Below are 11,990 nucleotides of genomic sequence, written 5' to 3' on the forward strand. Positions count from 1 at the left end.
GAGGGCTCCGGAACTCTACGATGGATCCCGGATCGGCGCGGCTTCGCCGCTTGTCCGGGATGACGAAGCGGTTCCTAGACGATCCGATAGGCTTCAGGCGTCATTCTCGGGCTTGACCCGAGAATCTCAGGACGAGAGAGCGCGGGAGCCTTTCCGGCGGGAGATGCCCGGGTCGAGCCCGAGAATGACAAGGCGGTGGAGGCCGGAGCCTTACGCAGCCTGGGCGGTAACCCGGCCGGCGCCGCCATCGAGCGGCAGATGGACCATCACGATCGTGCCGGCGCCGATGGCCGAGCGCAGCCGGAGCGAACCGCCATGCAGCTCGGTGAGCGAGCGGGCGATGGCGAGCCCGAGGCCCGAGCCCTTGTAGCTGCGCACCAGATCGCCCTCGACCTGCTCGAAGGGCCGGCCGACGCGGTCGAGCTTCTCCTTGGGGATGCCGATGCCGGTATCCTCGATGAAGATGTTGAGCGCGCCGGGGACATGGCGGGTGCGGACCGCGATCCGCCCGCCTTCCGGCGTGAACTTGGCGGCGTTGTCGAGCAGGTTGCCGAGGATCTGGTAAAGCGCGTGCGGATCGGCTTCCAGATGGGTGTCGAGCGGGCCTTCGATGGCGAGCACGAGCTGCTTGCGCTCCACCTCCGGCTGGACCTTCTGCAGTGCCTGGTCGAGAACCGGGCCGAGCGCGATCTCGGCCTTCTCCAGCCGCATCCGGCCGGATTCGATGCGGGACATGTCGAGGATGTCGTCGATGATCCCGAGCAGGTAGCCGCCGCTGGTGCGGATGTCGCGGACATAGTCGGTGTACTTCTCGCCGAGCGGGCCGAACAGGCCGTTCTCCATGATCTCGGAGAAGCCGATGATGGCGTTGAGCGGCGTGCGCAGCTCATGGCTCATATTGGCGAGGAACTCGGACTTGGCGCGGTTGGCGCTCTCGGCGGCCGCCTTCTGCTCGAGATAGCGCTCGGCGAGATCGGCGAGCTGCTGGGCCTGGGTTTCGAGCTTCTGGCGCGAGGCCTTGAGATCGGTGACATGCATCAGGAGCTGGTGCTCGGACTGGGTCAGCCGCTCTTCCTGCTGCTTGAGCTTGGTGATGTCGGTGCCGACCGAGACCGAGCCGCCATCCTTGGTGCGGCGGCCGTTGATCTGCAGCCAGCGGCCGTCCGAGAGGCGGGCCTCGTAGGAGGCGCCGGAGGTGCCGCGCTGCACCCGCATCGGCTCGCGGTCGATCTGCGGCTGGGCGGAGAGTTCCATGATCTCGTCGTAGGAGATGCCGGATTGCAGGGCCTCGGTCGGGAGCTGGTGAAGCTGCTGGTACTTGGCGTTGCAGAGCACGAGGCGGTTGTCGGCATCCCAGAGCACGAAGGCTTCCGAGATCGCCTCGACGGCGTCGCGCAGGCGGGCGTCGGCGGTGGCGGTGCGTTCGGCCATGCGGCGCTGCTCGGAGATGTCGACGACGATGCCGACGAGATGGCGCGAACGGGTGCGGCGGTCGATCACGAGCTCGGCGCGGGCCTTGAGCCAGATCCATTCGCCCGAGGCGGCGCGGACGCGGAATTCGCGGTCGAGATGGTCGGCCTCGCCGCGGCTGACCGCGTCGGCGAGCGCATAGAGGTCGACATCCTCATGGTTGATGAAGCTCGAGACCTCACCGAAGGACATGTACTCGCCGGCGCGGTCGTAGCCGAGCAGGGCGTACATCGAGTCCGACCAGTAGATGCGGCCGCGAGCGAGATCCCAATCCCAGAGGCCGCAATGGCCGCGGTTGAGGGCGGTGTCGATGCGCTCGCGCACGCAGTCGCAGTCCTGGTCGGCGGCGCTCGCGCGCTTCGATTGCAGCATGAAGGCGAGCGTGATGAAACTGAGGACGAGCCCGGCCGCGCCGAACAGGATGATCAGGCCGGAGCGGCGGATCTGCCAGGTCGAGAGCGCCTGCGAGACCGGCTGCAGCACCGCGACCTGCCCGAGCGGGGCGGCAAGGTTGCGCACGCTGGCGAAGACATCGGCGCCGTTCGGCAAGGTGATGCGCATCACGCCGGCGCGGTCGCCGAACACGGTGAGCGGCTGGGTCTGGCCGAGAAAGTCGACGAGCGTCCGCTGGGTCTGGCCGATCACCGGCTCGCTGGCGACGACGCGGCCGTCGGCGCCGCTGACATGGACGAAGCGGCCGCGGGCTGCCAGGTGGCGGGTGGCGAGCGCGGCGAGGACGGCGGCCGGCTCCTTGCCGGTCAGCGTGGCGGCGTCGAGCTCCCGGGCGACGAGCGCCGAGACCAGGTCCATGTCGCCGGCTGCATCGGCGAGGGTATCCTCGCGCATGGCTGAAGTCTGGAAGAGCGCCCCGGCGCCGAGGATGACGAGGAACAGCCCGACAAGCGCAGGGATCGCGGTGCGGAAGGCGGGCTCGAGGCTTTCGAAGCGATGATACAGCGGGTGCGTCAGCGACCGCGCTACACCCAGAATCGTATCGGCGCGCACAGGTGCGCAGCCCGCGTTGGCACGCGACATGCCCGGTCCCCCTTCGGAACTTTACCGTCAGTAAGATCGGGAGACGTGCCGCATCCCCGCGAATCACTGTCAGTTGAATCCTAGAGCCGTGATTTGTCTAGCCCTGAGTTGAGTCAGGAGTGTCGAATTCCCCTTTAGGTTGTAGTACTTGTCGCGATGAATCCTGCGCGGGTAATGAAGCGTTAATCTTTTGGACAGGTCGGCGTTAACCGTTCCGAAGAGCGCTCAGGCGAGCGCTCTTTCGGCGATGTCGGCGACGTCCCGCGACAGGTTCGGCAACCGCGCGACGGTGCTTAACGCCTCCCGCGCGAGGCGCTTGCGGCCGGGTTCCAGCATGCGCCAGCTCTTGAACGAGCCGAGCAGGCGCGAGGCCACTTGCGGGTTGGTCTTGTCGAGCGCAACGACGATATCGGCGACGAAATCGTAGCCTGCCCCGTCTGCCCGATTGAACTGGGTCAGGTTCGCCGCGAAGCCGCCGATCAGCGCCCGCACCCGGTTGGGATTGCCGAGCGAGAAGGCGGGGTGCTGCATCAACTTCTTGACCCGCTCCAGTGTGCCGGGCTCGGCGATGAGCGCCTGCGCCATCAGCCATTTGTCGAGCACCAGCGGCTCTCTCGCGTAGCTCTGCGCAAAGCGCGCAATCAGGGCTTCCCGGCGCTCGCCGGGGATCAGCGTCATCGCTGCGAGCGCGGCGAGCCGGTCGGTCAGGTTGTCGTCGGCCGCGAACTGCGCCTCGCAGAGATCTGCAGCGTCGGTCGGGGCGGCCAGCGCTGCCAGCCCGAGCAATTCGTTGCGCAGCGCCCGCCGTCCGGCCGAGGCCGCATCGGGGCGATAGGTACCGCTCGCGGCAAGCGCGCCGCGCAGCCCCGGCAGGTCGCCAAGCAAGGCCTTGCCGACAGCCGTCGACAGCTTGCGATGAGCCACGAAGATCGCATCGGGATCGACATCCCTGCCGATCTCGCGGGCGATGTCGGCAGGCGCGGGCAGGCGCAGCACCTGCGCCGCGAAGGCCGGATCGGACAGGGCATCGCTCTTGAGGAAGATTTGCAGCGCTTCGCCGAGCTTGCCGGCGGTCGCCTTGAGCGCGCCGGCATCGGCGCCGGGCTTGCCTGCGGCCACAAGCACGCGCGTCGCGACGCTCTGGAGCGACTGCCAGCGGTTGAAGGAATCGCTGTCGGCTGAGAACAGCCGCAGCAGGTCGGCATCCGCAAGATCGAGATCGAGCCGTGCCGGAGCCGAGAAGCCGCGCATCAGCGAGGGGATCGGCGCTTCCGCGACATCCTCGAAGGTGACGGACAGCGAGGGCTGGTCGAGCACGATGAGCCCGTCGCCGGCATAGGCGTTCGAAGCCGTCTTCAACGGTAGGTCGCCCTTCGCGCCGACGAGGCCTAGCTTGACCGGCAGGACGACCGGGAGCTTCTCGCTCTGGCCGGGTGTCGGCGGCGTGCTCTGCGCCAGATCGAGCGTGTAGCGCTTCGCCGCCGCGTCGTAGCGGCCGGAAGCGACGATGGTCGGCGTGCCCGCCTGCTCGTACCAGCGGGCGAAATGGTCGAGGTTCTGGCCGGAGGTCTCGGCGAAGCAGGCGAGGAATTCCTCGATCGTCGCGGCGGTGCCGTCGCAGCGCTCGAAATAGAGGTCCATGCCGCGCTTGAAGGCGTCGTCGCCGATCAGCACCTTGAGCATGCGGATGACTTCTGCGCCCTTTTCGTAGACCGTCGGCGTGTAGAAGTTGTTGATTTCCTTGTAGGCGCGCGGCCGTACCGGATGGGCGAGGGGGCCGGCATCTTCCGAGAACTGGGTCGAGCGCAGGGTGCGGACATCGGCGATCCGCTTCACCGGGCGCGAGCGTTCGTCGGAGGAGAATTCCTGGTCGCGGAAGACGGTGAGGCCTTCCTTCAGGCAGAGCTGGAACCAGTCGCGGCAGGTGATGCGGTTGCCGGTCCAGTTGTGGAAATACTCATGCGCGATGATCGCCTCGATCGAGGCGTAGTCGCCGTCGGTCGCGGTTTGCGGATCGGCCAGAACGTATTTGTCGTTGAAGATGTTGAGACCCTTGTTCTCCATCGCCCCCATGTTGAAGTCGGACACGGCGACGACATTGAACACGTCGAGATCGTAGTTGCGGCCGAAGACCTGCTCGTCCCAGCGCATGCAGCGCACCAGCGAATCCAGCGCCCAGCCGGCGCGATCCGCCTTGCCGGGCTCGATATAGACGGCGAGCTCGACCTTGTGGCCGTCGGCCGTGACGTAATCCTGCCGGACATGGTCGAGCACCCCGCCGACCAGCGCGAAGAGATAGGCGGGCTTGGGATGCGGATCGTGCCAGACGGCGAAATGCCGGTCGCCGCCGGGCAGTTCCGCCGCTGCGACGAGGTTGCCGTTGGAGAGCAGGACAGGCGCCTCGGCCTTCGCCGCTTCGAGCCTGACCGTGTAGACGCTCATCACGTCCGGCCGATCGAGGAAATAGGTGATGCGGCGGAAGCCGTCCGCCTCGCACTGCGTGCAATAGACCTTCGAGGAGCGATAGAGCCCCATCAGCTTGGTATTGGCGGAGGGGTCGAGCTCGGTCTCGATCGTCAGCGTGAAGTCGTGCGGCGGCGGGTTCGGGATCGTCAGCGCCTGTGGCGTCACCGTATAGGCGCTGGCGTCGAGCAACTTGCCGTCGATGGCGAGTGATTTCAGCACGAGCTCGTCGCCATCGAGCTGCAGCGGCGCGCCGGGCTGCCCCTCCGGATTGGGGCGTAGCGCCAGCAGGGCCCGCACGCGAGTCTTCTGCGGATGCAGCGAGACGTCGAGATCGACCGTGTCGATCAGCCAGTCGCTGGGGCGGTAATCCTCGAGGCGGATCAGCGGGGCGTCTTCGGTACGCATGGTTCGTATCTAAAGCCTCTCGATTGTCATTGCGAGCGCAGCGAAGCGACGAAGCAATGACGGCTGGGCAGGGTCAGTTCCCGTCCGGCACCGCCGGCTCCGCATGGCTCACCAGCCGGCAGACCTGCGGCCGTGCAAGACGCACCGCCCGCTCGATCGCGTCGACTGCGTCATGCACGGCTGCGACGTTGAGCGTGGGATCGACCCGGCAATGGTAGTTGACCACCAGTCCTTTGGCCGTCTGGCGCACGCGCACGCTGTGGATGTCGTGGATCGGCCCTGCGACTTTCGCAGCCTCGCCCGCGAGCGCCTTGCCGATATCCTCGACGGTTTCCCAGGCGGCGTTGTGTCCATGGGGCTGGCCGGTCTCCATCGGCTCGATATGGGTCTCGACCTCGGTCTCGCCGCCGAATTCGGCCCGGATCGCGCTTTCCAGGCGGGTCGCGATCTCATGCGCCTCGCCGAGCGGCAGTGTCTGGTCGACCTCCATGTCCAGGCTGACCGAGAGCTTCTCGCCGATCGAGTGGACGGTGACGTGATGCACCGGGATCTTCAGCTTGAGCGCGATCAGCAGCACGCGCTCAAGCGCGGTCTCGTCGTCGACCTGCACGGGATCGGCGGTGATCGTGATCTCGGCGCCGGGCTCCGCCTTGAGCAGGGCGTCGGTGAGCTGGGCCTTGATTGCCACCACCCGGTCGAGCGGCAGGGTCCGCGAGACGCTGATGCCGATCTCGCCATGGACGCGTCCGCCGGCCGGGCGCACGCGCAGCCAGTTGATGCCGACGACGCCGGGGACGCTATGGGCGGCCTCGCGCAGGGTCTCGGTGACGCCTTCGGGCGCGGTGTCCATCAGCGTGTCGAGCACGCGCCGGGCGAGGCGGTAGGCCGAGAAGGCGGTATAGGCCGCGATCGCGAAGGCGGCGGCGGTATCGGCCCGCTCGATGCCGTACCAGACGCCGATCAGGCCGACGAGAACCAGTCCCGAACCGACGAAATCCGCTGAGAAATGCGTGGCTTCTCCGGCGAGCGCCTCGCTGCCGGTTTCCTTGGCGACCTTGGTCAGCGAACGCCAGCGGATGGCGTCGACGATCATCGACAGCACGAGTACGCCGATGACGAGCGGCGTCACCTCGACATGCGCGATGACGCTGGTCCAGAGCCGGTTGCCGGCCTCCCAGAGGATCGCGCCGGCCAGCGTGAACAGGATCGCGGTCTCGACCAGCGCGGCCAGCGCCTCGACCTTGCCATGGCCGTAGTGGTGCTCGTCATCGGCCGGCTTGTCGGAGGCGCGCACCGCGAACCAGGTGAACAGCGTCGAGCCGACATCGACCAGCCCTTGCAGCGCGTCGGTCAGCAGGGCGAGCGAGCCGGAGATGATGGCGCCGACGATCTTCGCCGCCGTCAGCAGGATCGTCGCCATCACCGAGAGGATCGCGGCGCGCTGCTTGATCTGCGCGATCTGGGCGGGCGTGGCGCGCACGGCCGGTGCCGTCGCCGGCCCGTCTTGCGTTGTCGTCATGGCGCGTCCTGTTCAGATGCCTTGGCGAGTGGGTCTGGAGTGCCGATGCTCTTGCCTGATTTGGGAAACGGATCAACCCTGCCGCCCCTCAACGAGGAAAGACGATGCGATATCTCCACACCATGGTGCGCGTGACCGATCTGGATCAGGCGCTGGATTTCTACGTCAACAAGTTCGGGCTGGTCGAAACCCGCCGCATCGAGAACGAGAAGGGCCGCTTCACGCTGGTCTTCCTTGCTGCCTCTGACGATTTGGCGGAGGCGAAGGCCGGTGCCTCGCGCGGCCGCCCGACGCTGGAACTGACCTATAACTGGGACCCGGAAAACTACGCTGGAGGCCGCAATTTCGGGCATCTCGCCTATGAGGTCGACGACATCTACGCGACCTGCGACAAGCTGATGAAGGCCGGCGTCACCATCAACCGCCCGCCGCGCGACGGCAACATGGCCTTCATCCGGTCGCCCGACAACATCTCGATCGAATTGCTTCAGAAGGGCGAGCCGAAGCCTCCGGCCGAGCCGTGGCTGAGCATGCAGAACACCGGGAGCTGGTGAGCCTTGGCCGGCGTCTTCTGCCTTGGCATCGCAACGCTTGATTATGTCTACAGCGTCGAGACCATGCCGACGCGCGGCGAGAAATACCGCTCGCGCGGGCTCGCCGTCGTCGGCGGCGGCTGCGCCGGCAATGCCTCGGTTGCGATCGCCCGCCTCGGCGGTGCCTGCTGGCTGGCGACGCGCCTTGCCGACGACCTGACCGGCGACCAGATCGTCGCCGATCTCGAAGCGGAAGGCGTCGATACGGCCTTCGCGCGCCGCGTCGCGGGCCTGACCTCGCCGGTTTCGGCCGTCATCGTCGATGCCGAGGGCGAGCGCATGGTGATCTCGCATTCCGACCCGGCCATGCCGGAGGATGCCGCCTGGCTGCCCAGGAGCTTGCCGAAGGGCGCAGGCGCCGTGCTCGCCGATACGCGTTGGGGGGAGGGGGCGCTCGCCGCGCTGAAGCTCGCCCGCGTCGCCGGCGTGCCCGGTGTGCTCGACGGGGACCGCAAGCCGCCGCATCCCGATCTGGTGGGCACGGCAAGCCATGTCGCCTTCAGCCAACAGGCTCTGCGCGAGATCTCGGGCGAGGACGATCCGCGCGCCGGGCTCGCCAAGGTCGCGGCCGGCGTGCCGACCTGGCTTGCGGTCACGCTCGGCAAGGAGGGGGTGCTCTTCGTCGAGGCCGGCGAGGTTCGGCACAGCCCGGCTTTCGTCGTCGAGACGGTCGATACGCTCGGTGCCGGCGATGTCTGGCACGGGGCCTTTGCGCTCGCGCTGGCCGAAGGGCAGGCGGAGCCGGCGGCGATCCGCTTCGCCTCGGCGGCGGCGGCGATCAAATGCACCCGCTTCGGCGGGCGCAGCGGTGCGCCCAAGCGGGACGAGATCGAGCGCTTCCTGGCTGAGGCGGGGCGCTAGCTCCCCCCGTCGTCACGACCATGCGTCATGCTCGGGTCAAGCCCGAGCATGACGGCGAAAATGGCGTCGATGGATTCCTGCCCTCCAGCGTCGCGCAGTCGTCACGCGCGTCGGGCATCTGACCCGGCGCGCGCTGCTGCGCATCGGTCGAGCTCAGGAGAGAGCATCATGCTGGCGATCCAGGGTCTGAAATGCATCTATGACACCACCGGGAAGGGCTGGTCGATCGAACTCGTCCTGCGGGCCGATGGCGAGGAGGCCGTGCGCCGCTTCGATGTCGACGGCGCCGAGGATGCCGAACTGCTGATCGAGGCCTTCGAGGCTTCCTCGGCCAGCGCCTTCGACCCGGAAACCGGCGAGATCGTCTTCGGCTACGAATATCTCGACCTCGACGAAGGGGATGAGGAGGACGAAGAAGACGAGGGCGAGGAGGATGAAGCCGAGGAATCCGAAGAGGAGGACGAGGATTCCGACACGTCCGACAAGAGTGAGAAGCCGAAGGGCTGAAGTCCAGCCTTCCGAGGGCCATGGCGGCCCCGCGACGACCATGAGCCCGGAGAGGCAGCCGCCTCGCCGGGCGATCGCGTTTTGATGGCGTTTGCCATCGGCGCGGCGTTTTCGGGTGCTGCTATCCGCCGGGATCAGGTGCAATCTGCAGAATGCGCGAGACGCAATGACGGGCAGGGCATGACACAGGAACAGGATGACGATCAGGTCGCAGAAGCGCCGTCGGCCGCTCTCGCGACCTTGGCCGACGCGGCGAGCCTCGCCGGCGCGGCCAGCAAGAAGCGCGGCATCTGCGCCATCAGCGGGCAGGAGACGGCGCGAAAGAACCTCGTCGAGGTCGGCACGCTGCGCCCCGCGCTGGCCGACCATATCCGCAATGATTTCCCGGATATGCCCGATCACGCGCTGATCAGCCTGAAGGAACTCGCGCGCTACCGCACGCGCTATGTCGAGGAAATCCTGCGCGAGGAGCACGGCGAATATTCCGACCTCGACCGCGAGGTCGCCGAAAGCATTGCCCGGCAGGAGACCATCGCCGAGAATGTCGAGGATGATTTCGAGGAGCACCGCACGCTGGGCGAGCGCTTTTCCGACAATCTCGCGAGCTTCGGCGGCTCCTGGGCCTTCCTGATCAGCTTTGGTTTCGTGCTGGTCGTCTGGATGGCGATCAATGCCTTGATGGGCGATGCCAAGGCCTTCGATCCCTATCCCTTCATCCTGCTGAACCTCGTGCTGTCTTGCATCGCGGCGGTGCAGGCGCCGATCATCATGATGAGCCAGAAGCGGCAGGAGTCGAAGGATCGCCTGCGTTCGCTCAACGACTATCAGGTCAATCTCAAGGCCGAGCTCGAAATCCGCCATCTGCACGAGAAGATGGACCATCTCGTCACCCGGCAATGGCAGCGTCTCGCAGAGATCCAGCAGGTCCAGTTGGAGATGCTGCAGGAGACGCAATTGCCGAAGGCGCGGGCGAAGCGACGCAAGAAGCCGGCAGCCAAGAAGAAGCGCACGAAGCCGGCCGAGGCGGTGGCTACTCCTCTGCCCGACAAGCCGGAAGGCGAGAACTAGGCCGTTCGAATTTCCGCGGAACCACGCCGTCATCCCGGGCTTGCCCCGGGATCCATCGTCGGGTGCGGCGCTCTACGATGGATCCCGGATCTCCGCTCTGCTGCGTCCGGGATGACGCGCTCTCTACGAGTGTCGTGCGCTTCAGGAACATCCCGCCCTTCGCTTGACTCCCCAACCTCCCATCGGTCTTTTCGTCGGCAAACGAATCCGATCGGGAGGATCATCATGGTTGCTTTGCGTTTTGCGCCTGTTGGCGCGCTCTTCGCCGGCCTGGCTTTCACGGCTCCGGCCTTCGCCCAGGGGCAGGTCACGGTCTACTGCTCGATCCTCGAGGAGCAGTGCCGCGAGGGCGCGGCGATGTTCGAGAAGGCGACCGGCATCAAGGTCTCGATGGTCCGCAAGAGCACCGGCGAGGTCTATGCGCAGGTCAAGGCCGAGGCCAGCAACCCGCGCGGCGACGTCTGGTGGGGCGGGCCGGGCGAGCCGCATCTCCAGGCGGCCGACGAAGGCCTGCTCGACGAGTACAAGTCACCGAAGCTGCCGGAGCTGCATGACTGGGCGCAGCGCCATGCCGAGCAGTCGAAATTCCGCACCAACGGCATCTATCTCGGCGCGCTCGGCGTCGGCTACAACACCGAAGTCCTGAAGAAGAAGGGCATCGCCCCGCCGAAATGCTGGGCCGACCTGCTCGATCCCAAGCTGCGCGACGAGGTCCAGATCGCCGATCCCAGCTCCTCGGGCACGGCCTATGTCTTCCTGGCGACCACGGTGCAGCGCCTCGGCGAGGAGAAGGGCTTCGAGTTCCTCAAGAGCCTGCACAAGAACATCAGCCAGTACACCAAGTCCGGCATCGCCCCGGTCAAGGCGGCGGCGCTCGGCGAGACGGCGGTCGGCATCGCCTTCATCCACGACATGCTGACGCAGAAGCTGCAGGGCGCGCCGATCGAGACCGTCGCCCCTTGTGAGGGCACCGGCTACGAGACCGGCTCGGTCTCGATCATCAAGGGCGGCAAGAACCCGGAAGCCGCCCGCAAATTCGTCGATTTCACGCTCTCGCCCGATGCCCAGAACATCAATGCGAAGCTGAAGATCAACTCGATCCCCTCGAACAAGAATTCGCTACTCTCGCCGGATGCGCCGAAATTCTCCGAGATGAAGCTGATCGACTACGATACCCCGCGCTGGGGCTCGCCGGCCGAGCGCTCGCGCCTGCTCAAGAAGTTCGACACCGAGGTCAAGGCGCTGCCGCGCTGAGACCATCTGCGGCATCCAGGCTTGGTAGCACGGCCGCCGGTTTGTGCTACTAAGCTGCGATCCGGGCTCGGGCGCGTGGCGCCTTGGCCTCAAGCCATGGGATCGCCGCCGATGCTTCGCGCCACCTCCGTTCTCCGCAAGGCCGCCGTCAAGGCCGAGCGCGTCGTCGATACGCTGCCACTGGGCCATCGCGATCGCGAGATCAACGGCGTGACCGTGCGGGCGACGGGCGGGCTGGAATTCGCGATCTCGCTCGACAAGGTGACGACGCTGAACGACGGCGACGCGCTGAAGCTGGAAGACGGCACGCTGGTCCAGATCAAGGCGGCGCCGGAGAGCCTGCTGGAGATCCGCGCCGAGAACCCGCTGCGGCTGGTGCGCCTCGCCTGGCACCTCGGCGGCCATCATATCCCGGCCGAGATGACGGCTGATGCGCTCTACGTCCCGAACGACGCGGCGCTCGGCGAGCTGGTGCGCGGGCAGGGCTGTTCGATGACGGTGGTCGAGCGTCCGTTCCAGCCGGAAGCGGAGGTCCATCACCACGCCCATGGCGACGATTGTGGCTGCGGGCACGATCATCATCATGGCCATGAGCATGACCACGCGCATCATGACCACGATCACGCGCATGACCATAAGCACGAGCACCATCACGCCCATGGCGAAGGTTGCGGCTGCGGCCATGACCACGATCATCACGGCCACGGTCACCACGATCATGGTCACGGCCATGGCGCCGCGCATGGCCACAAGGGCCATTCCCACGATCATTGAGGCAGCAAGCGCCGCGGAATCGTTGCAAAGGCGGGCCC

Annotated in this window: 9 protein-coding genes; 6 read left to right on the forward strand and 3 right to left on the reverse strand. The window is 66.7% G+C overall.

Annotated features, from left to right (window positions below):
- Window positions 1-210: 210 nt before the first annotated feature.
- The 3 genes from Q0Q02_RS07115 to Q0Q02_RS07125 all read right to left on the reverse strand — a co-directional run bounded on the left by Q0Q02_RS07115 (window position 211) and on the right by Q0Q02_RS07125 (window position 6,895).
- Entirely contained in the window at window positions 211-2,505 is a 2,295-nt protein-coding gene (locus tag Q0Q02_RS07115) for a PAS domain-containing sensor histidine kinase (RefSeq protein WP_293808106.1), read from the reverse strand.
- Window positions 2,506-2,730: 225 nt separating this feature from the next.
- Entirely contained in the window at window positions 2,731-5,376 is a 2,646-nt protein-coding gene (gene pepN, locus Q0Q02_RS07120) for an aminopeptidase N (RefSeq protein WP_293808108.1), read from the reverse strand.
- Window positions 5,377-5,449: 73 nt separating this feature from the next.
- The gene (locus Q0Q02_RS07125) at window positions 5,450-6,895 is read right to left on the reverse strand and encodes a cation diffusion facilitator family transporter (protein ID WP_293808110.1); all 1,446 of its coding nucleotides are present in this window, start codon (window positions 6,893-6,895) and stop codon (window positions 5,450-5,452) included.
- A gap of 104 nt (window positions 6,896-6,999) precedes the next feature.
- On the opposite strand from Q0Q02_RS07125, the gene Q0Q02_RS07130 reads away from it, so the two are divergent.
- From Q0Q02_RS07130 to Q0Q02_RS07155, 6 genes are all read left to right on the forward strand, one after another.
- A complete protein-coding gene (locus Q0Q02_RS07130; RefSeq protein ID WP_293808112.1) occupies window positions 7,000-7,449 on the forward strand; it encodes a VOC family protein in 450 nt (149 codons plus the stop codon).
- Between the two features lie 3 nt (window positions 7,450-7,452).
- Window positions 7,453-8,349: a PfkB family carbohydrate kinase gene (locus Q0Q02_RS07135; protein WP_293808114.1), complete on the forward strand. Its 897-nt coding sequence runs from the start codon at window positions 7,453-7,455 to the stop codon at window positions 8,347-8,349.
- Between the two features lie 168 nt (window positions 8,350-8,517).
- Window positions 8,518-8,856, forward strand: a complete 339-nt coding sequence (locus Q0Q02_RS07140; RefSeq protein WP_293808115.1) for a hypothetical protein — start codon at window positions 8,518-8,520, stop codon at window positions 8,854-8,856.
- Window positions 8,857-9,036: 180 nt separating this feature from the next.
- Entirely contained in the window at window positions 9,037-9,924 is an 888-nt protein-coding gene (locus tag Q0Q02_RS07145; RefSeq protein ID WP_293808117.1) for a DUF1003 domain-containing protein, read from the forward strand.
- A gap of 225 nt (window positions 9,925-10,149) precedes the next feature.
- A complete protein-coding gene (locus Q0Q02_RS07150) occupies window positions 10,150-11,178 on the forward strand; it encodes an ABC transporter substrate-binding protein (protein WP_293808119.1) in 1,029 nt (342 codons plus the stop codon).
- A gap of 111 nt (window positions 11,179-11,289) precedes the next feature.
- The gene (locus Q0Q02_RS07155) at window positions 11,290-11,952 is read left to right on the forward strand and encodes an urease accessory protein UreE (protein ID WP_293808120.1); all 663 of its coding nucleotides are present in this window, start codon (window positions 11,290-11,292) and stop codon (window positions 11,950-11,952) included.
- The last annotated feature ends 38 nt before the right edge of the window (window positions 11,953-11,990 follow it).

This window comes from uncultured Allobosea sp. (assembly GCF_945956895.1).
Classification (GTDB): Bacteria; Pseudomonadota; Alphaproteobacteria; order Rhizobiales; family Beijerinckiaceae; genus Allobosea.

What these genes read in the sequence shown, in the direction of transcription:
- Q0Q02_RS07125 (WP_293808110.1), bottom strand. Translation starts at nt 6,895, where the DNA reads ATGACGACAACGCAAGACGGGCCGGCGACGGCACCGGCCGTGCGCGCC.
- Q0Q02_RS07145 (WP_293808117.1), top strand. Translation starts at nt 9,037, where the DNA reads ATGACACAGGAACAGGATGACGATCAGGTCGCAGAAGCGCCGTCGGCC.
- Q0Q02_RS07115 (WP_293808106.1), bottom strand. Translation starts at nt 2,505, where the DNA reads ATGTCGCGTGCCAACGCGGGCTGCGCACCTGTGCGCGCCGATACGATT.
- Q0Q02_RS07150 (WP_293808119.1), top strand. Translation starts at nt 10,150, where the DNA reads ATGGTTGCTTTGCGTTTTGCGCCTGTTGGCGCGCTCTTCGCCGGCCTG.
- Q0Q02_RS07155 (WP_293808120.1), top strand. Translation starts at nt 11,290, where the DNA reads ATGCTTCGCGCCACCTCCGTTCTCCGCAAGGCCGCCGTCAAGGCCGAG.
- Q0Q02_RS07130 (WP_293808112.1), top strand. Translation starts at nt 7,000, where the DNA reads ATGCGATATCTCCACACCATGGTGCGCGTGACCGATCTGGATCAGGCG.
- pepN (WP_293808108.1), bottom strand. Translation starts at nt 5,376, where the DNA reads ATGCGTACCGAAGACGCCCCGCTGATCCGCCTCGAGGATTACCGCCCC.
- Q0Q02_RS07140 (WP_293808115.1), top strand. Translation starts at nt 8,518, where the DNA reads ATGCTGGCGATCCAGGGTCTGAAATGCATCTATGACACCACCGGGAAG.